The following is a 25,372-nucleotide window of genomic DNA, read 5'->3' as shown; positions in this document are numbered from 1 at the left end:
CCTCCGGCAGGCCTACAGCCCCATCTGCTTGCTGATGATTTCGTTCATCACTTCCCGGGTGCCGCCACCGATGGACAGGATGCGGTTGTCGCGATACAGCCGCTCCACCAGGCTTTCGCGCATATAACCCAGCCCGCCGAGAATCTGCACGGCATCGTGGGTGATGCGGTCGGCCGTGTCGGTGGCGAAGTTCTTGGCCATGGAAATCTCCTTGATCAGGCTCTGGCCCGCCGCCATCTTCGCCGCCTGGCGATAGGTGAACTCGCGGGACACCTCCAGCGCGGTGGCCATCTCCGCCAGACGATGCTTGATCACCTGGAACTTGCCGATGGGCTTGCCGAACGCCTCGCGCTGCCGGGCCCACTTCAGGCTCTCCTCCAACGCCAGCTGTGCGGTCATGTTGGCCATCAGGGCCAGCGCCAGGCGCTCGCTCTGGAAGTTGCCCATGATGCAGGCGAAGCCCATGTTCTCGACGCCGATCAAGTGGCTGGCCGGCACCCGGCAATCGTCGAAAAACAGCTCGGCGGTATCGGACGCCCACCAGCCCATCTTCTTCAGTTGCCGGCCGACGGTGAATCCCGGCGTACCCTTGTCAATCAACAACAGGCTGATGCCACCGAAACCAGGCTCGCCGGTACGCACCGCCACCGTGTAGAAATCGGCGCGCACGCCACTGGTGATAAAGGTCTTGCTGCCGCTGACGCGGTAGAAGTCGCCATCGCGCACTGCTCGGGTCTGCAGGTTGGCCACGTCCGAACCGCCGCCGGGCTCGGTGACTGCCAGGGCGCTGATCTTCTCGCCCGCCAATACCTGCGGCACCACCCGCTCACGGACCTCGGGGCGCGCCCATTTGACGATCGGCGGCAAACCGATGTCCAGCGAGCCCAGGCCCGCCACCAGGCCGCCGGAGCCACAGCGCATCAGCTCCTCGCTGGCAGCGATCTTGGCGAACAGGTCGCCCTCGTGGCTGCCACCCAGGGCCTCGGGATAACCAATGCCCAGGATGCCAGCCGCGCCGGCCTTGAGGTACAGCTCGCGGGGGAAGCCTTGCGCCTCCTCCCACTGATCGATGTCCGGAAGGATTTCCCGCTCGACGAAACGTCGAACGCTGTCGCGGACCAACTGATGGCTAGGGTCGAAGTATTCCTGGCAGGCAGACATCGGCAAGCTCCTCTGAAGGTTGAGGAAACTTACCTAGCGCTTGCTTGGTTTTCAAGAAGAGTCGCGTTCAGGCGATGGAACGCAAATCCCGAGCAAACCCTTCTCCTGTAGGAGCGAGCTTGCTCGCGATAAGGTCGATGCGGGTCGAAACGCTTACAGCGTGATCGGCTTGCGCCCGGCAAACGAGTGCGCCAGGGTGCCGCCGTCCACCAGTTCCAGCTCGCCGCCCAGGGGCACGCCATGGGCGATACGCGAGGTGACCAGGCCTTTGTTGCTCAACAGCTGAGCAATGTAATGGGCGGTCGCTTCGCCTTCCACCGTCGGGTTGGTGGCCAGGATCACCTCGGTGAAACTGCCCTGTTCTTCGATCCGCGCCAGCAGCTGGGGAATGCCGATGGCTTCCGGGCCCAGGCCGTCGAGAGGCGACAGATGGCCCTTGAGCACGAAGTAACGACCGCGATAGCCGGTCTGCTCCACCGCGTAGACATCCATAGGCCCCTCGACCACGCACAACAGCGTGTCGTCACGCCGTGGATCGGCGCATTGCGGGCACAGATCGTCCTCGGTCAGGGTGCGGCACAGGCGGCAGTGGCCGACGCCTTCCATGGCTTGGCTCAGTGCCTGGGCCAGCCGCGTACCGCCGCTGCGGTCGCGCTCCAGCAGCTGCAAGGCCATGCGCTGGGCAGTTTTCTGACCCACGCCCGGCAAAGTGCGCAGGGCATCGATCAGTTGGCGAATCAGGGGGCTGAAGCTCATGGGTAAAGGTCCGACAAAACGACGAGACGCGGTTTATACCCGCGCCTCCGATTAGCGTCAAATGCTCAGGCCATACAGACTACAGACCATCGTCCAGCGCTCGGCGTTCGCTGTTTCTCCTACCGCAGCCGCTGCCGCAGGCTGCAACCGCGGCCATCCAGGTAGACTCCGTCGCCTGAATGACGACCGCTCCGCGCTCGATCGCAGCCTGCGACAGCGGCTACAGGCGCCACAAACAAAAATGCCAGGCGCAATGCCTGGCATTTTCGAGTCCGACCGATGCGCTGGCGCGAATCAGAACGGCAGTTTCATACCCGGCGGCAGTTGCATGCCAGCGGTCACGCCGGACATCTTGTCCTGGCTATTGGCTTCGATCTTGCGCACAGCGTCGTTGACGGCGGCGGCGAACAGATCCTCCAGCACTTCGCGGTCATCTTCGCTAACGCCTTCCAGCAGGCTTGGGTCGATGCTCACGCGCTTGATGTCGTGACGACCGGTCATGACCACGGTGACCATATCGCCACCCGCCTTGCCGGTGACTTCGGCGTTGGCCAGCTCTTCCTGCATCTTGGCCATCTTTTCCTGCATCTGCTGCGCCTGCTTCATCAGGCCGGCCATGCCACCTTTCATCATGGGAATCACCTCAAAGTACTTGGATAAAAACAGCGCCCGGCCTCAAGGCCCGGCGCCCTTCAGTTATTAACCCTGGCTGACCAGGGCCTCGACAGGTTCAATAGTATCGTGACGGACCACCGCGCCGAACTCCCGCACCATCTGCTGGATGAACGGATCGCCGTGGATCGACTCCTCGGCTTCCCGCTGGCGATTGGCGCGACGGCGCGAAGCGGCCTGGGCCGGGGTTTCCTGCTCGGGCTTGATCAGCTCGATGCTCACCGTCAGCGTGCGCTGGTGGTACTGGTTCAGGGCGTCGTTCAGACGGCGCTGCTGGGTGGCGTTGAACAGGGCGCTGTGGGCCGGGTCCAGGTGCAACAACCAGTTGTCGCCCTCGGCGGCGATCAAGGTGCAGTTGGCAGCGATGCTCGCGGTCATCCCGGAAATCGGCAGTTTCGGGAACAGCTCCAGCCACTCCAGCGCCAGACCGGTGGCCGGCTGGGCGGCCGGCAACGGTTCGGGTTCCGGCTCAGGATCGGCGGCGTGTTCGCTGGCCAGTTCGTCCAGGTAGCTGTAGGCCGAATCCATGTCCGGCTCGATGTAGTCTTCGTCCAGCGGCGGTTCGTCGTCCAGGTCGATACCCGGTGTCGCGGCATCGACCTCGGCAACGCTGGGCTCCGGCACCGGGGCGCTGACCCACTCCGGCGCATCCGGCACCACGCTGTCCGGGGTCGGGGTTGGCATCGGGGTCAGCTCAGGCTGCTCCGCGGCGGTCTCCAGCACGGGCTCGACAGCCGGTTGCTGCGCGACGACCGGCTCGACCGGGTCGTTCCACGGCAAGTCGACCACCTCCTCGGCGACGACAGGCGCTGCCTGCGGCGGCGTCTCGACCACGGGTTGCGGCGCAGGCGCCACGGGCGCTACAGGAGCAGGCGCGGGTACTGCGACAGGGGCAACCGCGGGAGCGGCCTCGACCACCGGTGCCGCAACCGGTGCGGAAGCGGCAACTACCGGCGCAGCAACGGCTGCGCCAGCCACGGATTGGGCGGAATCAACTGTGGCCTGGCTGATCCCCACTGGCTTTAGCGGCTGTCTCGGCGCGTCTGCCGAGTCCGCTGGCCGGAAGGCCAGCATCCGCAGCAGGACCATCTCGAAACCACCGCGCGGGTCCGGCGCCAGCGGCAGGTCGCGCCGGCCGATCAGGCCCATCTGGTAATAGAACTGCACATCTTCGGCCGGCAACGCCTGGGCCAGGGCCAGCACCCGGTCGCGGTCGCCATGCCCGTTGTCGACCCCGTCCGGCAAGGCCTGGGCAATGGCCACACGGTGCAGGACGTTGAGAATCTCCGACAGCACGCCGTTCCAGTCCGGGCCCTGTTCGGCCAGGTGGCGCACGGCTTCCAGCAGGGCCTTGGCATCGCCGTTGATCAGCGCATGCAGGACGTCGTAGACCTGGCCGTGATCGAGGGTACCGAGCATCGCCCGCACATCGGCGGCCATGACCTTGCCTTCGCCAAAGGCGATGGCCTGGTCGGTGAGGCTCATGGCATCGCGCATCGAACCGTCGGCGGCGCGGCCCAACAGCCACAGCGCGTCGTCTTCGAACGGCACGTTCTCGACGCCCAGCACATGGGTCAGGTGCTCGACCACCCGCTCCGGGGTCATGTTCTTCAGGGAGAACTGCAAGCAGCGCGAAAGAATCGTTGCCGGAAGTTTCTGCGGGTCGGTGGTCGCCAGAATGAATTTGACGTAGGGCGGCGGCTCTTCCAGGGTCTTCAACAAGGCGTTGAACGAGTGGCTGGACAGCATGTGCACTTCGTCGATCAGGTAGACCTTGAAGCGCCCGCGGCTCGGCGCGTACTGCACGTTGTCCAGCAGCTCGCGGGTGTCCTCGACCTTGGTCCGGCTCGCGGCGTCGATCTCGATCAGGTCGACGAAGCGCCCTTCGTCGATCTCGCGGCATACCGAGCAGGTGCCACAGGGCGTGGAAGTGATACCTGTTTCACAGTTCAGGCATTTGGCAATGATCCGCGCGATGGTGGTCTTGCCCACCCCGCGGGTGCCGGTAAACAGATAGGCATGGTGCAGCCGCTGGCTGTCCAAGGCATTGATCAGAGCCTTGAGCACATGGGTCTGGCCGACCATTTCGCGGAACGAGCGCGGACGCCATTTACGTGCAAGAACCTGATAACTCATCGAAAACCGTCGCGACTGGGAAGCGGAAGCCCGTAATGCTAGCGGAGCAAGGGCAAAATTGCATCCGGTGCGCTCGTCTAATCTGGCTAAGCTGCTCTTTGTAAGGCTCGTCAGTGGCCTTTTTCCTGCATGGAGACTCTATGCGTTTAGCCTTGGGCGCCTTTTTGCTGGTTGCCATGGAAGGTTTTGCCGCAGAACCGGCCCTGCGCTTTTCGATCGCCGACAGCTGGGCCATGCCCGTGGTGCAGATCGAACACGGCCGGCCCACCCAGGGCATTCTCCACGACATGATGGCCAGCCTCGCCACCCAGGTCGGCAGCCCGGCCGAATTCCACGTCCTGGCCCGGGCCCGCGTACAGACGGCCATGGACCACAAGGAAATCGATATCCGCTGCTATGCCGCCCAGTCCTGGCTGCCCAACCAGGCCGGCAATTACATCTGGAGTATTCCGCTGTTCATTCAGCGCGACCTGCTGGTCAGCCGGGAGCGCGCCCCGGTCATTCCCCGGGAACTGCCGCCGCAGCATATCGGTACTGTCCTCAGCTACACCTACCCCTCCCTGCAACCCTTGTTCGACAGCCGCCAGTTGATCCGCGACGACGCGCGCAACCAGGAACAGGTGCTGAAAAAACTCTGGGCCGGCCGCTACCGCTATGCGGTGAGCAACCAATGGACACTGGACTGGTTCAATCAGACCTTACCGCCCGGCCAGCAACTGCACGGCGTGGCCGTCCTGCAGGAACAGGCGGTCGGCTGCATCATCCGCAACGATCCGGCGCTGCCGATACAGCGAGTGCTGCGCACCCTGTTGCGGATGAAAATGTCAGGAGAGATCGACGACATCATCGGCCTGTACACCGGCCGCAGGCCGACCGAGAACCTCCCGCAGAGCTACGAGACACCCTAGGCGTCAGCTGGCCTCGTCCTGCGGGCACCATTCCAGCGGCGGCAAGAAGGTCGCCACCCAACCCGGCACCTCGCTGGCCGGCATGGGCGGGGCGATGAAATAGCCTTGCGCCACGTCGCAGCCCAGCGACATCAGCAACTCGCCGTGCTCCAGGGTTTCCAGGCCCTCGGCCACCACCTGCCGATCAAACGCCCGGGCCAGGCCGATCAAGGCCTGGGTCAGCGCCAGGTCGCCCTTGTCGTGCAGCATGTCGCGCACGAACATGCGGTCGATCTTGATGGTCTGGGTGCGCAAGCGCTTGAGATAACTCAGGGACGAATGACCGGTGCCGAAATCCCCCAGGGAGAACTGCACCCCCAACGCCTGGCAAGCCTCGAGGCACGCGCTGACGTGCTGGATATTCTCCACCGCCACCGCCTCGACGATTTCCAGGTCCAGCAACTGCGGGGCAATCTGCGGATGGCGCTCGAGCACTGCCTTGAGCCGGTCAACGAAATCCGCCCGCTGGAAATGCCGCGCTGCGATATTGACGCTGATCGGCCAGCGCTGTCCGGCCAGCTGCCATTGCCGCAACTGGGCCATGACCTGCTCCATCACCCACTCGCCGATATCGACGATCAGGTCGGTCTCCTCCACCAGCGGCAGGAACTCCCGAGGCGCGACCATGCCCCGCTGCGGATGCTGCCAACGCAGCAACGCCTCGAAACCCACCACCTCGCCGCTGCGCATATTGACCTTGGGCTGAAAGTGCAGGCACAACTCGCCGGCCGCCAGCGCCTGGCGGACCCGCTCGACGGTCTGGTGGGTGGCCTTGACCTCGCGGTCCCGCGACACATCGAACAGGTGAAAGCGATTGCGCCCGCTCTGCTTGGCCACGTACATCGCCTGGTCGGCATGCCGCAGCAAGGTGTCGGCATCGTCGTTGTCGGCGGGGAACAGCGTCACGCCGATGCTGGCGCAGACGTTGATCTCCTTGTCCTGGATCAGATAAGGCGTGGAGATCACCCCCAACACTCGATGCAGCGCCGAGCGCAGCTCGCGAATGTCGCGCACATGGCGCAGGATCAGCACGAACTCGTCCCCGGCCAGGCGCGCCACCACGTCTTCGCCGCGAATGATCGAACGCAAACGTGCCGCCACCTCCACCAGCAACAGGTCGCCGCTGGCATGCCCGTAGCCATCGTTGACCGCCTTGAAGCCGTCGAGATCGAGCATGCACACCGCCAGCGCAATGTTCTCCTTGCGCGAGTAATCCAGCGCCTGGTTGAGCAGATCGGAAAGGAAGGAACGGTTGGGCAAACCGGTCAGCACATCGTGGCCGACACGCCATTGCAGGGAGTGCAACAAACGCCGTTTTTCACTGATATCGAAACGAATTGCCACATAACGCTGGACCCGACCAGTGGCCTCATCGAGCAAGGGCACCACGGTACTGTCGACCCAATACAGGGTCCCGTCCTTGGCCCGGTTGCAGATCTCCCCCTTCCAGACCTGGCCCAGGGCAATGGTGCGCCACATGCTGCTGAAAAACTCAGGAGGATGCAGGCCGGAGCCGAGGATCCGGTGATTGGAACCCAGCAGCTCTTCGCGGCTGTAGCCGGAAATCGAACAGAACTGGTCGTTGACGTAAGTGATCCGGCCGTTCAGGTCGGTCTCGGAAAAAATGGCGGCTGCATCCACGGCCCTGCGGTATTTCTCATCCATGAGTCTGGCTCACTGTCGCTAGCGGTTAAACCGCTCGACCAAGGCACGAGGCCCGGAAGAGATGTTTGGGCGTTCACCCTCAATATTTTCGCAATCCCAGGCAGGCCCAGGCTGCTGGTCCGAAAATATCTGCTCAACAGAGGTGACCGGCACATTCAGACGCACGTTAAAACTCCATAGACAGCATTCGACAATGCCAGCCCAAACAAGCCGGCAAGAGGCCGACTCACGGAAAATGGCGCACCGTCTCGCCCCACCTGACACAATTGCAACCGTACAGCGACCGGCGCCGTCATTGACCTTCGAATCGACGAAGATCAACTAAAATCAGTTATGGATCAGCCGAATTTGGCGGGTGGGACACTGGTAATCATCAGCGAGACGTTCGCGCCTGCGCCATACCCTCGATTCTGGTGAACAAGGAAAATGCAATGAGTTCTTGTTTCATCAGTTCATCTTCTGAAACTAGATCACCAAATGCCTGTCCGAAGCGTCGATTCTACGAATTGCATCACATTTTGCAAGGCAAGGTGATGAATCATGGCGTTGCCTAATGCAAAGATTTATCGTTAAGTTCTTGATTCTAAATGGGAATTGAGCGATGCAAATTTCAAGTTTGGGTCCAGCCATCAGGCGTTACCGCAAGGTAGCGGGGCTTACTCAGGCTGAACTAGGCGAAAAAACCGGTTTTGACCCTAAAACCATCAGCCGCTTCGAAACCGGCACCTACACCCCCAGTGTGGAAGCCCTGTTCCTGCTGGCCGATGTACTGGGAGTGAAGCTGAAAGCCTTTTTCGCAGATCTGGGCGACGAAGACGAACAGCGAGCGTACCTGTTCGGTGTCATTCACAAAGCCACCCCGAAGGACCTGGGAAAGCTGATAGCAGCGGTAGACCTGGCCTTGTCCAAGCCTTAGAGCCGAGCAACACAAAGAGGAGGCAGCCCTATCGAAGCCGATAGCCTGCCTCCTCTTTATTTCCCCCAGATGACTCCTGACAGGAACTGACAGCGGCGCCCCATAAGCTGGCGTGCACAGCCCAACCTTTCCAGGAGTCCAGATGATCGCCACCAGCACCTACCTTCTGCTTTATGTCGACAGCCCCGCCACCAGCGCCAACTTTTACAGCCGCCTGCTGGACAGGCCGCCGGTCGAGCTGTCGCCGACCTTCGCCCTGTTCGTGCTCGATTCGGGGCTCAAGCTAGGCCTCTGGTCCAGGCAGGATGTCGAGCCGGCCACCCAGATCGCCGGCGGTGGTGGCGAACTGGCCCTGGCCGTGGCCGATAACCAGGCCGTCGACCGGCTGCACGGCCAATGGGCCGAATCCGGCGTAAGCATCGCCCAGCCCCCGACCACAATGGACTTCGGCTACACCTTCGTCGCCCTGGACCCGGACGGGCATCGACTCAGGGTGTTCTGCCCGACCCTGGAGTGAACTGCGCCGATAGCACCCGGCGGTACGGAGCGGCGCCGCCCCCAGCGCCCCTCCAGCTGCATCGCCATCACGCTGCCGAGGACGATCGCCGCCCCCACGACCACCGCGCCATGCACCCGCTCATGCAGGACCAGCGCTGCCAGCAGCATGGCGATCGGCGGTATCAGGTACATGGCGATGGATGCCCGGCTGACCTCGACCCGCGCCAGTACATAGGCCCACGCCAGGTACGCCAGCGCACTGGGAAACAGCCCCAGCAGCAACACCGCCAGGTTCACCCGCCACGGCGCCTGGACCACTGCGGCCGTCAGCCCCGGCCAATACAGGCTCAACAGCAAGGTGCCGACCCAGACCATGTAGCACACGGTGGTCAACAGGTCGTAACGCCCCGAATAACGCCGCTGCAACACGAAGTACAAACCCCAGGAGAAGGCCGCCAGCAGCACCAGCAATCCCTGGGGCTTGATCGACGCCACGCCCTGGTCGCCCCAGACCACCACGACCGCGCCGAGCAACCCCAGCCCGACACAGCCCCAGCGCCAACCGCTCACCGGCTCCTTCAACCAGAAAAACGCAATCAGGGTGCTGAAGATCGGCGCCGACTGCGCTAGCACACTGGACGCCCCCGCACTCAAACCCTGCTGACCATGGTTGAGGCTGACGTGATGCAGGGCGATGGCAAAAAAGCCCAGCACCAGCAACCAGGGCAGATCGCGCCAGCGTGGCAGAGAGATTCTTTTCACCAGGGCGATGACACCCATGAACAGCGAAGCGATCAGAAAGCGCAGCAACGCCAGATGGCCGGGCTCGTAGCCTTCCAGGCCGATGTGGATACCCACCGGTGAATAGGCCCAACACAGAATGACCGCGGAGGTCGCCAGGACCAGCTTCAACGCAGGGGAGATGTTCAAGACACAGGCACTCGGCAGCACAAGGAAGGCCTTCAGTCTCTCGCCCACCACAACTCACCACAATTAACGGATACTGAGACCAGACCTCACTGGAAATGAGCAATGGAACTGAGCCAACTGAAGATGGTGAAAGCAGTCGCCCGCACCGGCAGCATTGCCCGGGCGGCCGAACAACTGCACTGCGTGCCCTCCAATATCACCAACCGCCTCAAGCAACTGGAAGGCGAGCTGGGCACCAGCTTGTTTATCCGCGCCGGTCGCGGGCTGAAAATCAGTCCGGATGGGGAGATCTTTCTGGGTTACAGCGAGCGCATCCTGGCCCTGGTGGACGAGGCCAAACGCGCCGTCGATCGCCAGGCCGAACCCAGCGGCATCCTGCGCATCGGCGCCATCGAGTCCTGTGCTGGCGGACGCCTGCCGCCGCTGCTGGCGGAATTCCATCAGCGCTTTCCCCAGGTCACCCTGGAGCTGGTCACCGGTACCTGGTCGCAACTGTTCGAAGAGCTGCAACACCACCGGATCGACGGCGCGCTGGTCGCGGTTGACACACCCCAGCCGAAGCTGGACCGCACCGCCCTCTACAGCGAACCCCTGGTGCTGGTCGCCAGCGCCGATGCCGCCCCCGTGCTGAGCCCGCGAGACCTGCAGGACCAGACCCTGTTCATGTGGCCCGGCGGCTGCCCTTACCGCCGCGCCCTGGAGCATTGGCTGAACGCCCACGACGTGACCGCGACCATCATCGGCTACGCCAGCTGGGGCACCATCATCGACTGCGTCAGCGCCGGCGCCGGCATGACCCTGGCCCCGGAAGGCGTGCTCGACCGCTACACCCTATCCGCGGGCCTGACGCGCCACCGCTTCGCCGACCTGCAGCCGATCGACATTCGTTTTGTCTGGAACAAGGAAATAGAACGCCACACCGCACGGGATGCGTTTGCGCAGTTGTTGCAGGAACGATTGGGGAAATGAAACGAGCGACTGGCGAGAAGCCAGATCAGGATGAAAGCAGGGGGAGAATTCAGATATTCGTCGAGGACCGACAGAAGGCGTTATGGAGGCAACCCCACCAGCCACACCCCGGCACACAATGTCACCGCTGCGGCTGCTCCCTTCCAGGCCTGACCGGGTTCACGGCTGATCGTTGCGAGGGGACCAATGGGGTCACCATAACGACGCTCACCTGACGGCGAGCCGCGCCATTGTACCTATCTGCGGCGAAGTTACAACCGCTCTGTAAAGATTAAAAAATCTGAACGGCTTCAAGCACTTGGATCATTACCCCTCTCCCCCGCCCACTCGCCGATTCCTGTAGCCGCTGCCGCAGGCTGCGTTCGGTCGCGCAGCGGCCGCAATCGGGGGTGGCACCGTATTTCGGTGGCGCGCAATCAAATGGCTGGCGACTGCTTCGCAGTCGATCGCAGCCTGCGGCAGCGGCTACAGGGGTCCGCGCATGAGCGGAATGGCAGTTTTGCGGTAAGGCGGCAGTCGATTTTTCGCTTTGTTTTGTAAGGGGTTTCCTAGAAACTCTGGAACGCCTTTGGGCCGGTTGTACCCCTGAATGTGATCGGGCAGTCTGCGTGGGTCGTTGCAGTTTCAACGACCCGGATGTGGAAGTCTGGAAAAGTCATTGGTACAGCGCTCAACAGCGACTGCTGACGTTTTGCGTCCGCAGATCCGTGTTATGGCGACCATGCGTGGGGCACCTTCGGGTGCGCCGGGCTTTGGGTACCAAGGACTCCCCGGTCTTCCACACCCACGCATGGCTGCCACCCTCTCGTGTGGAAGCGAGACTGGCGGCTTTCATCTTTCAGAGAGTCGTAGGTACCCACATGAAAAAGCTGGTCCCCGATCCGCCACTCACTACCCCGCGCCGACTACGCGACCCCGAACTGGATGCGGCGAATATCTCCCTGCTCCTGTCGCTCAACGACCAGAAGCAACCGCTGCTCACACAGCTCAAAGAAACCCGCAGCCAGCCGTTCGGCCTGCGCGATGCCCAGCAGCGCCCGTTGTTCGCGGTGCAGGCCGGGGTGAATGCCGAAGAAGCCTTGATGCATGTTTCGCTGCTGCTCAAATGCGCCGAAGAAGTCTCGGATGAAATCACCGAACAGGGCAGCGGCATCGAGCGCGGGCTGATCTGGTCCATGGTGCATTCCGTGGAGATGGCCCGTGCGGTGGTCGATGCCTTGCTCGATGGCGTGCGCACAGCTCGCTGACCGCCCTTGGTAGGAGCGAAGCTTGCTTGCGATAGCATCGCCGCGGTCTTCTGCCGGACCGAGTCGCCTGCATCGCGAGCAAGCTTCGCTCCTACAGAGGCAGGTGATGGATTCAGGCTTGTTCGAGTACTTCGTCGGCCTTGCCGCCGACTTGCTGGATCACCAGGTGGATGAAGTGCAGTTTGGCGATCACCGCCGGTGGCAGGATGAAGGGATAGAAGTCCGGCTGGCCCATGCTGCGTGACAGTTCGTTGAGCATGCCTGCCAGTTCGATCCAAGCGTTGACGAAAGAGAGGAAGGCCAGACCGCCGGGGTGCTGTGGGTCATACAGGGTATCGAGCGGGAACGGCTGGTAGTCGAAGTCCATTTCCCGGGCACTCATACCGAAGCCCAGCGCGGTGTCGACCGCGTCCATCATGTGCAGGTAGTGCGCCCAGGTTTCCGCCCAGTCTTCCCAGGGGTGCATGGTGGCGTAGGCGCTGACGTAGGCCTGCGACCAATCGTTCGGCGCGCCCTGTTGATAATGCCGGTCCAGGGCTTCGGCGTAGCTCGCGCGCTCGTCGCCGAACAGCGCGCGACAGGGTTCCAGCCAATGGCTGTCGGCGATCAGGCGATCCCAGTAGTAATGCCCCACCTCATGCCGGAAGTGCCCGAGCAAGGTGCGATAGGGTTCGTGCATCTGCACCCGCACCTGCTCGCGATACGCGTCATCGGCCTCCTTGATATCGAGGGTGATCAGGCCGTTGGCGTGGCCGGTCATCGGCGCCCTGCCCTGCAGATCGACGCCGACAAAATCGAAAGCGAGGCCAGCCGCTTCATCCTCGGTCTTGGCGATCAATGGCAACCCAAGGCTTACCAGTTGCGCCACCAGACGGCGCTTGGCGATTTCCACCTTGCGCCAGCGTTCGGGGTTTTCCGCCACGCCAAGATCGGGAATGGTTCGGTTCAACCGGCACGCCACGCACAAGATGCCAGCACCATAAGCCGGCAGCAGCCAGTTACAGGCCGCTGGGGTATCGAGGTTGGCGCAGCGCCGGAACAGCCCCGCCTGCGGGTCGACATCCAGCAGCCAGGTATCGAGCTCCGGCCCTGGCTGCAGCGATGACAGACGGCTCTGCTCGGGCTGATAACCCAGGGTCGCCGAACAGGCCAGGCACTGACTGTTGCGAAAGAACAGCGACTGCCCGCAGCGACACGGCCAGACCTTGCTGTTGCGGCTGTTCTCGCGAACAAAGGGCGCGGCGATACGGGAACTGAGCTGCTCGAAGAAGCGGTACATGGCGATCTCTCCCTGGGCTTGCCAAGACTAGATCATGGGGACGGGACTATTGTTCCATCGCCTTGCTGGCGATCCGCCTTTCTGTAGGAGCGAGCTTGCTCGCGAAGCGATTTCCCTGTCGCATCGTGCGCAAGCCGGGAGATTTTTCGCGAGCAAGCTCGCTCCTACAAGGGAACGCGATTCCCTGTAGCCGCTGCCGCAGGCTGCGATAAGGTCCGCAGGACCTTCTGGCGCCCGACAAAGCAACGCCCTCTGCGCGGTCGATCGCAGCCTTCGGCAGCGGCTACAGGGTTATGCCGAGATGCCGTGCTGGCCGAGGAAGGCCACGAAGGTTTCTTCATCCAGCACCTTGAGGCCCAGCTCGTTGGCCTTGGCCAGCTTCGAGCCGGCGCCCGGGCCAGCCACCACGCAGTGGGTCTTGGCCGAAACGGAACCGGCAACCTTGGCGCCCAGGCTTTCCAGCTTGTCCTTGGCCACATCGCGACTCATCAGCTCCAGGGAGCCAGTGAGCACCCAGGTCTGGCCGGCCAGCGGCAGCCCTTCCACCACCTTCTTCTCGCTCTGCCAGTGCATGCCGAAAGCCTGCAATTGCGCTTCGATGGCCAGCGCCCGCTCGGCGTTTTCCGCGATATCGAAGAAGTCGCGCACCGCCTTGGCCTGCTTCTCCGGCAGGGTCTGGCGCATGTCCAGCCAGTCCGCCTTGACCACACCATCCAGGGTGACGAACTTGTCCGCCAGCTTCTGTGCGGCGCCCGGCCCCACCGACGGGATGTTCAACTTGTCGAGCATGCCACCCAGGGTGGTGCTGGCGGCGAACTCGGCACCGAGGTCGCCCTGGTCCTGCAGCTCGAGAGCGCATTGCTGCGGATCGAGCAAGGCACCAATCACCTCTTGGTTATGACTGTCCTCAAAGAAACTGTGAATCTCGTGAGCCACTTCCAGGCCGATATCCGGCAGGTAGGTCAGCACTTCCGGCAGGGCCTGCTGGACGCGCTCCAGAGAGGCCAGGGAGCGCGCCAGGACCTTGGCCGTCTCCTCGCCTACATCGGGAATGCCCAGGGCGTAGATGAAGCGCGCCAGGCCCGGCTGCTTGCTGTCTTCGATGGCCTTGAGCAGCTTGTTGCTGGAGACCTCGGCGAAGCCTTCCAGGTCGATGATCTGCTCGTACTTGAGCTTGTAGAGATCAGCCGGCGAACCGATGAGTTTTTCGTCCACCAGCTGTTCGATGGTCTTGTCGCCCAGCCCTTCGATATCCATCGCCCGCCGGGAAACGAAGTGAATGATCGCCTGCTTGAGCTGCGCGCCACAGGCCAGGCGACCGACACAGCGGTACACCGCGCCCTCGCTGATGGTTTCCTTGCCCTTGCTGCGCTTGATCAACTGCGTGCGTTCGACATGGGAACCGCACACCGGGCAGGTCTGCGGGATATGCACCGGGCGCGCATCCTGTGGCCGGCGCTCGGCCACCACCTGCACCACTTGCGGAATCACGTCGCCGGCGCGGCGGATGATCACGGTGTCGCCGATCATCAGGCCCAGGCGCGCCACTTCATCCATGTTGTGCAGAGTCGCGTTGGAGACGGTGACACCCGCCACCTTGACCGGCTTCAGGCGCGCCACCGGAGTCACCGCGCCGGTACGACCGACCTGGAATTCCACGTCCAGCAGCTCGGTCAGCTCTTCCATCGCCGGGAACTTATGGGCGATCGCCCAGCGCGGCTCACGCGCCCGGAAACCCAGCTCGCGCTGCGAGGCAACGCTGTTGACCTTGAACACCACGCCGTCGATTTCATAGGGCAAGCCATTACGGCGCTCGCCGATATCGCGGTAGTAATCCAGGCATTCGTCGATGCCCTTGGCCAGTTTCAGCTCGCGACTGACGGGCATGCCCCAGTGCTTGAGCTGCTCCAGATTGCCGATATGGGTGTCGGCAATGTCAGCGGTGACCTGGCCAATCCCGTAGCAGCAGAACTCCAACGGACGGCTGGCGGTGATCTTCGAGTCCAGCTGGCGCAAGCTGCCGGCCGCAGCGTTCCGCGGGTTGGCGAAGGTCTTGCCGCCAACCTCCAGTTGCGCGGCATTGAGCCGCTCGAAACCGGCCTTGGACATGTAGACCTCGCCGCGCACCTCGAGGGTTGCCGGCCAGCCGCTGCCGTGCAACTTCAGCGGAATGTTGCGCACGGTGCGCACGTTGACGCTGATGTCTTCGCCGGTGGTGCCGTCGCCGCGGGTCGCGCCGCGCACCAGCACACCGTCCAGATACAGCAGGCTGACCGCCAGGCCATCGAGCTTCGGCTCGCAGCTGTATTCCACCGCCGCCCCACCACCGAACAGATCGCCCACCGGCAGGTCGAGCCCCTCGGTCACCCGGCGGTCGAACTCGCGCATGTCGGTTTCTTCGAAGGCGTTGCCCAGGCTGAGCATGGGGATTTCGTGGCGCACCTGAGTGAAAGCCGAGAGCGCCGCGCTGCCCACGCGCTGGGTAGGCGAGTCGCTGCTGACCAGCTCCGGATGCTCGGCTTCCAGCGCCTTGAGTTCGTGGAACAGGCGATCGTATTCGGCGTCGGGAATGCTCGGCTCGTCGAGTACGTGGTAGCGGTAGTTGTGCTGATCCAGCTCAGCGCGCAGCTCAAGAATGCGGGTTTCGACGGCGGTCATGATGTTCTCTCAAAAAGCAAAAGAGCAGCCTAGGCTGCTCAATATTTGTCTGGAGGGTCTTACGACCCTGTCGCGAGCCTGCTCCGGCAGGCCAAGGGTTATGCCGGAGCGGCTGGCTCGCGAAGCGCTCAGCGCTTCTGGGTCAGGGCGCGACGCTCGAATTCGACGATGCGCTGACGGTAGTGTTCGATGGTCTGGGCGGTCAGCACGCTGCGCTGGTCGTCCTTCAGTTCGCCGTTCAGTTCCTGGGACAGCTTGCGCGCCGCGGCCACCATCACGTCGAAAGCCTGCTTCGGATGACGCGGGCCTGGCAGGCCGAGGAAGAAGCTCACGGCCGGGGTGCTGAAGTGGTCGATGTCGTCCAGGTCGAACACGCCCGGCTTGACCGCGTTGGCCATGGAAAACAGCACTTCGCCGTTGCCGGCCATGCTTTCGTGGCGGTGGAAAATATCCATCTCGCCAAAACGCAGGCCGCTTTCCAGGATGTTCTGCAACAGCGCCGGGCCCTTGAAGCCGCCGGCATCACGGCAGATCACGCTGATCACCAGCACTTCTTCGGCTTGCGGCTGGTCCTTGTCGGCGTAGCCGGAAACCTTGGTTTCATCCGGGAAGTCGTCGTCACGGCTGCTGAAGCTCGGGCCGCCGTCCAGATCCAGGTTGAGGTTCAGGTCGCCCTGCTGTGGCTCGCTGGCACGCTTGCCACGCTTGGAGCCGGACTCGCGCGGTTCGCGCACCGGCGCGCTCATCGACGGCAGGTCGTGCTCATCGAGTTGCGGTTCCTTATGGGTATCCAGCACGCGGGGCGGGCCCAGCAGTTCGGCACTGCTGTCGTCGTCCGGCAGGTTGGACAGGCTGCGATCCAGACGGAATTTCAACTTTCCTTTGCCGCCGCGCATACGGCGCCAGCCATCAAAAAGAATACCGGCAATGACAATGATGCCGATGACGATCAGCCACTCGCGCAGACCGATTTCCATGTAATCCCGTGCCTCTATGAAAAATGCTGAAAAATAAGAGGTTTAGCAAACTGCAAACCGCTTTAAAACGTGGCGCCAACTCTATGTTCTGACTGGCGTTTTGCCCACGTATAGGAAAAATTGACATTAAACTAGCACGACCAAAGACAACTTTACACCGTCTGTCGCAACGGCTTCATTCAATATGTCGATCAGCCAGTACTCGGCACAGGTAAAAACCTCTTACTTGTCACTTACATACCGGCTTTGGTCGCCCGGATATCAGGCGTCCACCATCGCCATCGCCTCCTCGACATCCACCGCTACCAGGCGCGAACAGCCGGGCTCGTGCATCGTCACGCCCATCAACTGATCGGCCATCTCCATGGCGATCTTGTTGTGGGTGATATAGATGAACTGCACCGTCTGCGACATCTCTTTAACCAGCCTTGCGTAGCGTCCAACGTTAGCGTCATCCAGCGGGGCGTCAACTTCATCGAGCATGCAGAACGGCGCCGGGTTCAACTTGAAGATGGCAAATACCAGCGCCAGCGCCGTCAATGCTTTCTCACCACCGGACAACAAATGAATGGTGCTGTTCTTCTTCCCTGGCGGACGCGCCATGATCGTTACCCCTGTATCGAGTAGATCTTCGCCCGTCAGTTCCAAATAAGCGCTGCCGCCACCGAAAACTTTTGGAAAGAGCGCCTGTAAACCGCCGTTAATCTGATCAAAGGTATCCTTGAAACGATTACGGGTTTCCTTGTCGATCTTGCGAATCACGTTTTCCAGGGTTTCCAGGGCTTCCACCAGATCGGCGTCCTGGGCATCCAGATAACGCTTGCGCTCGGACTGCTGCTGGTACTCATCGATGGCCGCGAGGTTGATCGCCCCCAGGCGTTGAATGCGCGCGGCAATCCGCTCGAGTTCTTCCTCGGCTTCTTTCTCGCTGGCCTGTTCGGTCAGCGTGGCGAGCACGCCCTGCAAGTCGTAGCCGTCTTCCAGTAACTGGTCCTGCAAGGTCTTGCGGCGCACGCTCAGGGCCTGCCATTCCATGCGCTGCTGTTCGAGCTGGCCACGGATCAATTGCGATTGCTGTTCGGCCTGGGTCCGACGTTTTTCCGCGTCGCGCAATTCGCGGTCGGCATCCTCCATGGCGATCTGCGCGCTCTTGAGCTCGACGTCGACGGTCATGCGTTTTTCCAGCAATTCCTCGAGCTTCAGGCGCAGCTCTTCCAGCGGTGCGGCGCCCTCCTCCAGGTTCAGGCTGAGCTGTTCGCGCTTCTCCGTCAGACGCTCCGATTGCAGCTCCAGGCGCTCCAGGGCATGACGGGTGGAATCGTGCTGGGCCTTGAGCGAGCCCAGGCGTACCGCCAACTGGTGAGCGTGATCCTTGTGCTGACGCGCCTCCTGGCGCACCCGGTCCAGGCGCTCGCGCAAACTGTCGCGCTGGGCCAGCAGCAACTCACGCTGCTCGGTGTCCAGGGCCATGCTGTCGAGGGCTTCCTGCAGTTGCAGACGGGCTTCGCCCACCTGCTCGTGTTCCACGGCGCGCTGCTCGCCCAGCTCCGCTACTTCTTCATCCAGACGGGTACGGCGCAGGGCCAGCTGTTCGGCCTTGGCCTTGCCGGCGGACAGCTTGGCTTTCAATTCACCCTGCTGACGGGCTTCGTCCTGCAACAGGCGGCGCAGGTGTTCGCGACCGTTCTCCTGCTGCCGCTGCTGAGCACGCAGGTTCTGCAAGTGGGTTTCCAGGTCTTCCACACTGGCTTCGCGCTCATCGCACTCCTGGCTCAGTTGCTCGATTTCCTGGTTGCGCGCGAGCATGCCGCTTTCCGCTTCGCTGGCGCGACGCACCCGCAGGAAATGCCGGCCGACCCAGAAGCCGTCGCGGCTGATCAGGCTCTCGCCTACCGCCAATTGGCCACGCAGAGCGAGGGCCTGCTCAAGGCTTTCCACCGGCTTGACCTGGCCCAACCAGGGCGCCAGATCGACCTGGGCATCGACCTTGTCCAGCAGGCTGCCGGGGATTCGCGCACCCTCGCCCGCCAGCTGGAGCAGGCGCAGGTCGCCCTGCTCGAACCCGGCCAGGTCAAAGCCGGCAAAGTCGTCGACCAGCACCGCTTGCAGGTCGGCGCCGAGCACGGTTTCCACCGCCAGCTCCCAACCCGCCTCGACCTTCAAGCCTTCGGCCAGACGCGGACGCTCAGCCAACTGTTGCTCGCGCAGCCACTCCGTCGCACCGGTCCCCGGATTGAGCGCCGCCTGCTGCAAAGCCTCCAGCGAGGCCAGGCGCCCGTTGAGACGCTGCAATTCGCCCTGGGCCTGCTGCTGGGCCTGGGTCGCCTGATGCAGCTCCTGGCGCAACTGCTCCAGGCGCTCGACCTGGCCGTCTTCGCTGGCCTGCAAATCTTCCAGGGTCGCTTCGCTGGCCGCGAGTTGTTCGTTGAGTTCGAGGATCGCCGCGTCTTCCGGATCGGCGGCCAGCAAGGCTCGCTCCTCCACCAGGCGCCGCTGGCGCTCGCCCAGACGCTCCATGCTGCCTTCGAGCTGCTGGATACGCGACTGCTGCACCTCGGCCTGGCGCCGCGGTTCGGCGGACTTGAGGTTAAAACCGTCCCACTGCTCCTGCCAGCCGTGCATGGTGGTTTCGGCTTCTTCCAGGGCCGCGGCAGCCTCTTCGGCGGCGGCGCTGCTGACCTCCTGCTCGGGCTCGAGCATTTCCAGCTCTTCGCCGAGGGTGGCGAGCAAGGTGCGGTCGTGGCCCAGGTGGGATTCGGTTTCCAGGCGCGCCCGTTCGGCCTCGCGCAGGTCGTCCTGCAACTGGCGCAAACGCTGCTGGCCGTGCTGGATGCTCTGCTCGACCCGGGCGATATCGCCGCCGACCGAATAGAAGCGCCCCTGCACCTGATTGAAGCGCTCGGACAGTTCATGGTGCCCGTCACGCAGGCGTTCGATGGCGGCATCGGCATTGCGTTGTTCCGCCACCAGGGCTTCGAAGCCGACTTCCTGGTTGCCGATGATCGACTCGCGCTGGCCGACCTGCTCGTTAAGCTCCTGCCAGCGCAGCGCCGACAGCTGGGCCTTGAGCTGACGCTCCTCGGCTTTGTATTCCTGGTACTTCTCGGCAGCCTGGGCCTGGCGGTGCAGGCGTTCGAGCTGGCGCTCCAGCTCTTCGCGCAGGTCGGTCAGACGCGCCAGGTTTTCGTGGGTACGGCGGATGCGGTTTTCGGTTTCCCGGCGGCGCTCCTTGTACTTGGAAATCCCCGCTGCTTCTTCGATGAAGTTGCGCAGGTCTTCCGGCTTGGCTTCGATCAGCTTGGAGATCATGCCCTGCTCGATGATCGAGTAGCTGCGTGGCCCCAGGCCGGTGCCGAGGAAGATGTCGGTGATGTCGCGACGGCGGCACTTGGCGCCGTTGAGGAAATAGCTGTTCTGGCTGTCGCGGGTGACCTTGCGGCGGATGGAGATTTCCGCGTAGGCCGCGTACTCGCCGATCAGGGTGCCGTCGGAGTTGTCGAAGACCAGCTCGATGCTGGCCTGGCTCACCGGCTTGCGGCTGGTGGAGCCGTTGAAGATGACGTCGGTCATCGACTCGCCGCGCAGGTTCTTGGCCGAGCTCTCGCCCATTACCCAGCGCACGGCGTCGATGATGTTCGACTTGCCGCAGCCATTGGGCCCGACCACCGCCGCCATGTTACTGGGGAAGTTCACCGTGGTCGGGTCGACGAAGGACTTGAACCCCGCCAGCTTGATGCACTTGAGCCGCACGCTCAGGCAACCGTCAAGGCGGCGACTACCAGGTCGCAACTGCGCCGGGCATAGGCCGTCAGCACCAGGCGGATGGTCGGCAGGTCACGGGCCAGCACGGCGGCCAGCAGTTGCTCGAACAGGTCGAGGAATTCGCTCATTTCCGCCTTGCGCTGCTCCAGGGCCAGGAAATAGGCACGGCTCATCGCCGGCTGCAGGTTCTCGACGGTTTCCTGCAGGTACGGGTTGTCGGCGAACGGATAGGCGGCGCGCATCACGTTGAAGCTGTCTTCGACGAAGCTGCGGATGTCCTGGCGCTCGTAGGCGGCGATCAACCGTTGCTGGATCTGCAGGAACGGCGCCATGTCCGCTTGCAGTTCCCAGCCGTTGGCCACCGAGTTGCCCAGCAGGATGTACAGCTCGCTCATCAGGGTGCACAGGCTCTGCACCTTGTGCGGGGTGAGTTCGGTCACATGGGCGCCACGACGCGGCAGGATCGCGATCAGGTGGCGGCGTTCGAGGATCAGCAGGGCCTCGCGGACCGAGCCGCGGCTGACGTTGAGGGCCAGCGTGACCTTCTGTTCCTGAATCCGCTCCCCAGGCTTGAGCTCGCCGCGAATGATGCGTTCGGCGAGGTGGTGAGCGATTTGCTCGGCGAGGCTGTCCGGCGCCTTGAACGTCATGGTTTTCCTTCAAACTCTTAGATCGGTACAAGCGGCGCAGTGTAGCGCAATTGCTACCTCATGGCGGAGTGCCCAAGGGCCTGAATTTGGCACGGAATAAGCAAAAAGCACTGCGGCCCGGGAGGGTCAATACTGTTTAAAAGCGCTTGTTGATCGGCAGAAAGCAGTTTCCTGACCCTTAAGTCAGAAATTCATTGACCGAAAAGTCAGACATGACTAAATTCGGCCCCAGTCGGTTAACAACAATAATGAGTCTGCGAGGCCTTCCGTGATCCAGTTTTTACTCAACCAGGAACTCCGTAGCGAGCACAGCCTGGACCCGAATCTGACGGTGCTCAATTATCTGCGCGAGCATCTGGGCAAGCCCGGCACCAAGGAAGGCTGCGCCAGTGGCGACTGTGGCGCCTGCACCGTGGTGGTCGGCGAATTGCAGACCGATGACAGGGGCGCGGAGCACATCCGTTATCGCAGCCTCAACTCGTGCCTGACCTTCGTCTCGTCGCTGCACGGCAAGCAACTGATCAGCGTCGAAGACCTCAAGCACCAGGGCCAGTTGCACAGCGTGCAGAAGGCCATGGTCGAGTGCCACGGCTCGCAGTGCGGCTTCTGTACGCCAGGTTTCGTCATGTCGCTGTTCGCCCTGCAGAAGAACTCCGAGCAACCCGACTCGCACAAGGCCCATGAAGCCCTGGCCGGCAACCTGTGCCGCTGCACCGGCTACCGGCCGATCCTCGCCGCCGCCGAGCAGGCCTGCTGCGGCAAACAGCCGGACCAGTTCGACGCCCGCGAAGCCGAGACCATCGCGCGCTTGAAAGCCATCGCCCCCAGCGACACCGGCGAGCTGAACAGTGGCGACAAACGTTGCCTGGTGCCGCTGACCCTCTCCGACCTGGCCGACCTGTATGACGCCTACCCGCAAGCCCGGCTGCTGGCCGGCGGCACCGACCTGGCGCTGGAAGTCACCCAGTTCCACCGTCCGCTGCCGGTGATGATCTACGTCGGCAACGTCGCCGAAATGAAACGCGTCGAACGCTTCGACGACCGCCTGGAAATCGGCGCCGCCACTGCCCTCTCCGATTGCTACGACGCCCTCAAGGCCGAGTACCCGGACTTCGGCGAACTGCTGCAACGCTTCGCCTCGTTGCAGATCCGCAACCAGGGCACCCTGGGCGGCAACATCGGCAACGCCTCCCCTATCGGCGACTCGCCGCCCTTGCTGATCGCCCTGGGCGCACAGATCGTCCTGTGCAAGGGCAACACCCGCCGCACCCTGGCCCTGGAAGACTATTTCATCGACTACCGCGTCACCGCGCGCCAGGAAAGCGAGTTCATCGAGAAGATCATCGTGCCGCGGGCCAGCGCCCAGCAGCTGTTCCGCGCCTACAAGGTGTCCAAGCGCCTGGACGACGACATTTCCGCGGTCTGCGCGGCCTTCAACCTGCGCATCGAGGACGGCGTGATCGCCGACGCCCGCGTGGCCTTCGGCGGCATGGCCGCCACCCCGAAACGCGCCAAGCACTGTGAAGCCGCGCTGCTCGGCGCGCCCTGGAGCGAGGCCACTGTCGAGCGTGCGTGCGCCGCCCTGGGCGAGGACTTCACCCCGCTTTCGGACTTCCGCGCCAGCAAGGAATACCGCCTGCTCAGCGCCCAGAACCTGCTGCGCAAATACTTTATCGAACTGCAAACACCGCACATCAAGACCCGGGTGACCGCTTATGTCTAATCATCACAAAGTCGAGAAGACTCAAGCCGAACTGAGCGCCCTGTTTCAGCAGGACCTGGCCACCGGCGTCGGGCGCAGCGTCAAGCACGACAGCGCCGTCAAGCATGTGTCCGGCGAAGCGGTGTACATCGATGACCGGCTGGAATTCCCCAACCAGCTGCATGTGTATGCGCGCCTCTCGGACCGTGCCCACGCGAAGATCCTCAGCATCGACACCGCGCCTTGCTACGCCTTCGACGGCGTGCGCATCGTCATCACCCACAAGGACATCCCGGGGCTGAAAGACATCGGCCCGCTGCTGCCCGGCGACCCGCTGCTGGCTATCGACGACGTGCAGTTCGTTGGTCAGCCGGTGCTGGCCGTGGCTGCCCGCGACCTGGAAACCGCGCGCAAGGCAGCCATGGCCGCGGTCATCGAATACGAAGACCTGGAGCCGGTGCTGGACGTGGTCGAAGCCCTGCGCAAACGCCACTTCGTCCTCGACAGCCACACCCACCAGCGCGGCGACTCGGCCAAGGCCCTGGCCAGCGCCGAGCATCGTATCCAGGGCACCCTGCACATCGGCGGCCAGGAACACTTCTACTTGGAGACGCAGATTTCCTCGGTGATGCCCACCGAAGACGGCGGCATGATCGTCTACTGCTCGACCCAGAACCCCACCGAAGTGCAGAAACTGGTGGCCGAGGTGCTGGACGTATCGATGAACAAGATCGTGGTCGACATGCGCCGCATGGGCGGCGGTTTCGGCGGCAAGGAAACCCAGGCCGCCAGCCCGGCATGCCTGTGCGCGGTGATCGCACACCTCACCGGCCAGCCGACCAAGATGCGCCTGCCGCGGGTCGAAGACATGCTGATGACCGGCAAACGCCACCCCTTCTACATTGAGTACGACGTCGGCTTCGACAGCACCGGGCGCCTGCATGGCATCCAGCTGGAGCTGGCCGGCAACTGCGGTTGCTCGCCGGATCTGTCGGCCTCGATCGTCGACCGGGCGATGTTCCACGCCGACAACTCCTACTACCTGGGCGACGCCACCATCAACGGCCATCGCTGCAAGACCAACACCGCGTCGAACACCGCCTACCGCGGCTTCGGCGGCCCGCAAGGCATGGTCGCCATCGAGGAAGTGATGGATGCCATCGCCCGTCATCTGGCGCTCGACCCGCTGGCCGTGCGCAAGGCCAACTACTACGGCAAGACCGAACGCAACGTCACCCACTACTACCAGACCGTCGAGCACAACATGCTCGAAGAAATGACCACCGAGCTGGAAGCCAGCAGTCAGTACGCCGAGCGCCGCGAAGCGATCCGCCGCTATAACGCCAACAGCCCGATCCTGAAAAAGGGCCTGGCGCTGACCCCGGTGAAATTCGGCATATCCTTCACCGCCAGCTTCCTCAACCAGGCCGGCGCGCTGGTGCATGTCTACACCGACGGCAGCATCCATCTGAACCACGGCGGCACGGAAATGGGCCAGGGCCTGAACACCAAGGTGGCGCAGGTGGTGGCCGAGGTGTTCCAGGTGGAAATCGACCGAGTGCAGATCACCGCGACCAACACCGACAAGGTGCCCAATACCTCGCCGACCGCCGCCTCCAGCGGCGCCGACCTGAACGGCAAGGCCGCGCAGAACGCAGCGGAAATCATCAAAAAACGCCTGGTGGAGTTTGCCGCCCGGCAGTACAAGGTCAGCGAGGAGGATGTGGAATTCCACAACGGCCACGTGCGGGTCCGCGACCAGATCCTGAGCTTCGAGGAGCTGATCCAGCAGGCCTATTTCGCCCAGGTCTCGCTATCCAGCACCGGCTTCTACAAGACCCCGAAAATCTACTACGACCGCGCCCAGGCCCGTGGCCGGCCGTTCTACTACTACGCCTACGGCGCCGCCTGCGCCGAGGTGATAGTCGACACCCTGACCGGCGAGTACAAGATGCTGCGCACTGACATCCTGCATGACGTCGGCGCCTCGCTGAACCCGGCCATCGACATCGGCCAGGTGGAAGGCGGCTTTATCCAGGGCATGGGCTGGCTGACCATGGAAGAACTGGTGTGGAACGCCAAGGGCAAGCTGATGACCAACGGCCCGGCCAGCTACAAGATTCCCGCGGTGGCCGACATGCCGCTGGACCTGCGGGTCAAGCTGGTGGAGAACCGCAAGAACCCGGAAGACACGGTGTTCCACTCCAAGGCCGTGGGCGAGCCGCCGTTCATGCTCGGCATCGCCGTCTGGTGCGCGCTCAAGGACGCCGTGGCCAGCCTTGGCGATTACCGGCACCAGCCAAGGATCGATGCGCCGGCCACGCCGGAGCGGGTGCTGTGGGGCTGCGAGCAGATGCGCCAGCTGAAGGTGACCAAGGCCGTCGAGGCCGAGTCTGAACTGGCGCCGCTCTAGAACCGAGGTGCGCCCATCGCGGGCAAGCCTCGCT

18 protein-coding genes and 1 other RNA gene are annotated in these 25,372 nt (G+C 63.1%); 7 read left to right on the top strand and 12 right to left on the bottom strand.

Translation table 11 applies throughout. The features are described 5' to 3' along the window. Positions 1 to 12: 12 nt before the first annotated feature. From ACTJKT_RS08515 to dnaX, 4 genes are all read right to left on the bottom strand, one after another. Positions 13 to 1,161 carry an acyl-CoA dehydrogenase family protein gene (locus ACTJKT_RS08515; RefSeq protein WP_440786779.1) on the bottom strand — a complete coding sequence of 383 codons (1,149 nt, stop codon included), beginning with the start codon at positions 1,159 to 1,161 and terminating at the stop codon, positions 13 to 15. Positions 1,162 to 1,314: 153 nt separating this feature from the next. Continuing rightward, on the bottom strand, positions 1,315 to 1,917 hold the full coding sequence (gene recR, locus ACTJKT_RS08510) for a recombination mediator RecR (protein WP_440786778.1): 603 nt from the start codon (positions 1,915 to 1,917) through the stop codon (positions 1,315 to 1,317). A 294-nt stretch (positions 1,918 to 2,211) separates the two neighbouring features. Continuing rightward, positions 2,212 to 2,550, bottom strand: coding sequence for a YbaB/EbfC family nucleoid-associated protein (locus tag ACTJKT_RS08505; RefSeq protein ID WP_007922383.1), 339 nt, complete (start codon positions 2,548 to 2,550; stop codon positions 2,212 to 2,214). A gap of 66 nt (positions 2,551 to 2,616) precedes the next feature. Continuing rightward, entirely contained in the window at positions 2,617 to 4,725 is a 2,109-nt protein-coding gene (gene dnaX, locus ACTJKT_RS08500; protein WP_440786777.1) for a DNA polymerase III subunit gamma/tau, read from the bottom strand. Positions 4,726 to 4,865: 140 nt separating this feature from the next. On the opposite strand from dnaX, the gene ACTJKT_RS08495 reads away from it, so the two are divergent. Next, complete coding sequence (locus ACTJKT_RS08495) at positions 4,866 to 5,633, top strand: substrate-binding periplasmic protein (protein ID WP_440786776.1); 768 nt, start codon at positions 4,866 to 4,868, stop codon at positions 5,631 to 5,633. Between the two features lie 3 nt (positions 5,634 to 5,636). On the opposite strand, the gene ACTJKT_RS08490 is transcribed toward ACTJKT_RS08495, so the two are convergent. Beyond that, positions 5,637 to 7,337, bottom strand: a complete 1,701-nt coding sequence (locus tag ACTJKT_RS08490; protein WP_440786775.1) for a putative bifunctional diguanylate cyclase/phosphodiesterase — start codon at positions 7,335 to 7,337, stop codon at positions 5,637 to 5,639. A gap of 601 nt (positions 7,338 to 7,938) precedes the next feature. Between ACTJKT_RS08490 and ACTJKT_RS08485 the strand changes: the two genes are divergently transcribed. Together ACTJKT_RS08485 and ACTJKT_RS08480 are read left to right on the top strand one after the other, a co-directional pair. Then, positions 7,939 to 8,253 (top strand): helix-turn-helix domain-containing protein, encoded by a 315-nt coding sequence (locus ACTJKT_RS08485; RefSeq protein ID WP_007922376.1) that lies wholly within the window; start codon positions 7,939 to 7,941, stop codon positions 8,251 to 8,253. A gap of 142 nt (positions 8,254 to 8,395) precedes the next feature. After that, positions 8,396 to 8,770, top strand: a complete 375-nt coding sequence (locus ACTJKT_RS08480) for a VOC family protein (protein ID WP_440786774.1) — start codon at positions 8,396 to 8,398, stop codon at positions 8,768 to 8,770. Here the strand turns inward: ACTJKT_RS08480 and ACTJKT_RS08475 are convergent. Beyond that, the gene (locus ACTJKT_RS08475) at positions 8,704 to 9,681 is read right to left on the bottom strand and encodes a DMT family transporter (protein ID WP_440786828.1); all 978 of its coding nucleotides are present in this window, start codon (positions 9,679 to 9,681) and stop codon (positions 8,704 to 8,706) included. The genes ACTJKT_RS08480 and ACTJKT_RS08475 overlap by 67 nt on opposite strands. 102 nt (positions 9,682 to 9,783) lie before the next feature. Between ACTJKT_RS08475 and ACTJKT_RS08470 the strand changes: the two genes are divergently transcribed. Then, positions 9,784 to 10,650, top strand: a complete 867-nt coding sequence (locus tag ACTJKT_RS08470; RefSeq protein WP_440786773.1) for a LysR family transcriptional regulator — start codon at positions 9,784 to 9,786, stop codon at positions 10,648 to 10,650. Positions 10,651 to 10,742: 92 nt separating this feature from the next. Here ACTJKT_RS08470 and ffs read toward each other — a convergent pair. After that, positions 10,743 to 10,839: signal recognition particle sRNA small type (ffs, locus tag ACTJKT_RS08465), an RNA gene on the bottom strand. A gap of 671 nt (positions 10,840 to 11,510) precedes the next feature. On the opposite strand from ffs, the gene ACTJKT_RS08460 reads away from it, so the two are divergent. Further along, positions 11,511 to 11,897 carry a DUF6124 family protein gene (locus tag ACTJKT_RS08460; RefSeq protein WP_063429227.1) on the top strand — a complete coding sequence of 129 codons (387 nt, stop codon included), beginning with the start codon at positions 11,511 to 11,513 and terminating at the stop codon, positions 11,895 to 11,897. Positions 11,898 to 12,009: 112 nt separating this feature from the next. Here ACTJKT_RS08460 and ACTJKT_RS08455 read toward each other — a convergent pair whose 3' ends face one another. The 5 genes from ACTJKT_RS08455 to ACTJKT_RS08435 all read right to left on the bottom strand — a co-directional run bounded on the left by ACTJKT_RS08455 (position 12,010) and on the right by ACTJKT_RS08435 (position 21,223). Then, on the bottom strand, positions 12,010 to 13,176 hold the full coding sequence (locus ACTJKT_RS08455) for a zinc-binding metallopeptidase family protein (protein ID WP_440786772.1): 1,167 nt from the start codon (positions 13,174 to 13,176) through the stop codon (positions 12,010 to 12,012). Between the two features lie 291 nt (positions 13,177 to 13,467). Further along, positions 13,468 to 15,834 carry an NAD-dependent DNA ligase LigA gene (gene ligA / locus ACTJKT_RS08450; RefSeq protein WP_440786771.1) on the bottom strand — a complete coding sequence of 789 codons (2,367 nt, stop codon included), beginning with the start codon at positions 15,832 to 15,834 and terminating at the stop codon, positions 13,468 to 13,470. A 128-nt stretch (positions 15,835 to 15,962) separates the two neighbouring features. Further along, positions 15,963 to 16,811 carry a cell division protein ZipA gene (gene zipA / locus ACTJKT_RS08445; RefSeq protein ID WP_440786770.1) on the bottom strand — a complete coding sequence of 283 codons (849 nt, stop codon included), beginning with the start codon at positions 16,809 to 16,811 and terminating at the stop codon, positions 15,963 to 15,965. A 261-nt stretch (positions 16,812 to 17,072) separates the two neighbouring features. After that, positions 17,073 to 20,561: a chromosome segregation protein SMC gene (smc, locus tag ACTJKT_RS08440; protein WP_440786769.1), complete on the bottom strand. Its 3,489-nt coding sequence runs from the start codon at positions 20,559 to 20,561 to the stop codon at positions 17,073 to 17,075. A gap of 2 nt (positions 20,562 to 20,563) precedes the next feature. After that, entirely contained in the window at positions 20,564 to 21,223 is a 660-nt protein-coding gene (locus ACTJKT_RS08435) for a GntR family transcriptional regulator (RefSeq protein ID WP_009042939.1), read from the bottom strand. A gap of 268 nt (positions 21,224 to 21,491) precedes the next feature. Between ACTJKT_RS08435 and xdhA the strand changes: the two genes are divergently transcribed. After that, a complete protein-coding gene (gene xdhA, locus ACTJKT_RS08430) occupies positions 21,492 to 22,946 on the top strand; it encodes a xanthine dehydrogenase small subunit (protein WP_440786768.1) in 1,455 nt (484 codons plus the stop codon). Then, positions 22,939 to 25,338 carry a xanthine dehydrogenase molybdopterin binding subunit gene (xdhB, locus tag ACTJKT_RS08425; RefSeq protein ID WP_440786767.1) on the top strand — a complete coding sequence of 800 codons (2,400 nt, stop codon included), beginning with the start codon at positions 22,939 to 22,941 and terminating at the stop codon, positions 25,336 to 25,338. The genes xdhA and xdhB overlap by 8 nt, the downstream gene beginning before the upstream one ends. The last annotated feature ends 34 nt before the right edge of the window (positions 25,339 to 25,372 follow it).

This window comes from Pseudomonas sp. 22526 (genome assembly GCF_052044735.1).
Lineage (GTDB): Bacteria > Pseudomonadota > Gammaproteobacteria > Pseudomonadales > Pseudomonadaceae > Aquipseudomonas > Aquipseudomonas piscium.
Note: the sequence above shows the minus strand (reverse complement) of the source record. Positions and strands in the feature narration are given on the sequence as shown.

Bases quoted from the DNA above. Each gene is read 5' to 3' on its own strand.
- ACTJKT_RS08435 (WP_009042939.1), bottom strand. From the start codon at position 21,223: ATGACGTTCAAGGCGCCGGACAGCCTCGCCGAGCAAATCGCTCACCAC.
- ACTJKT_RS08480 (WP_440786774.1), top strand. From the start codon at position 8,396: ATGATCGCCACCAGCACCTACCTTCTGCTTTATGTCGACAGCCCCGCC.
- ACTJKT_RS08455 (WP_440786772.1), bottom strand. From the start codon at position 13,176: ATGTACCGCTTCTTCGAGCAGCTCAGTTCCCGTATCGCCGCGCCCTTT.
- ACTJKT_RS08495 (WP_440786776.1), top strand. From the start codon at position 4,866: ATGCGTTTAGCCTTGGGCGCCTTTTTGCTGGTTGCCATGGAAGGTTTT.
- ACTJKT_RS08515 (WP_440786779.1), bottom strand. From the start codon at position 1,161: ATGTCTGCCTGCCAGGAATACTTCGACCCTAGCCATCAGTTGGTCCGC.
- ACTJKT_RS08490 (WP_440786775.1), bottom strand. From the start codon at position 7,337: ATGGATGAGAAATACCGCAGGGCCGTGGATGCAGCCGCCATTTTTTCC.
- xdhB (WP_440786767.1), top strand. From the start codon at position 22,939: ATGTCTAATCATCACAAAGTCGAGAAGACTCAAGCCGAACTGAGCGCC.
- ACTJKT_RS08505 (WP_007922383.1), bottom strand. From the start codon at position 2,550: ATGATGAAAGGTGGCATGGCCGGCCTGATGAAGCAGGCGCAGCAGATG.
- zipA (WP_440786770.1), bottom strand. From the start codon at position 16,811: ATGGAAATCGGTCTGCGCGAGTGGCTGATCGTCATCGGCATCATTGTC.
- ACTJKT_RS08470 (WP_440786773.1), top strand. From the start codon at position 9,784: ATGGAACTGAGCCAACTGAAGATGGTGAAAGCAGTCGCCCGCACCGGC.
- ACTJKT_RS08485 (WP_007922376.1), top strand. From the start codon at position 7,939: ATGCAAATTTCAAGTTTGGGTCCAGCCATCAGGCGTTACCGCAAGGTA.
- ligA (WP_440786771.1), bottom strand. From the start codon at position 15,834: ATGACCGCCGTCGAAACCCGCATTCTTGAGCTGCGCGCTGAGCTGGAT.
- dnaX (WP_440786777.1), bottom strand. From the start codon at position 4,725: ATGAGTTATCAGGTTCTTGCACGTAAATGGCGTCCGCGCTCGTTCCGC.
- ACTJKT_RS08460 (WP_063429227.1), top strand. From the start codon at position 11,511: ATGAAAAAGCTGGTCCCCGATCCGCCACTCACTACCCCGCGCCGACTA.
- recR (WP_440786778.1), bottom strand. From the start codon at position 1,917: ATGAGCTTCAGCCCCCTGATTCGCCAACTGATCGATGCCCTGCGCACT.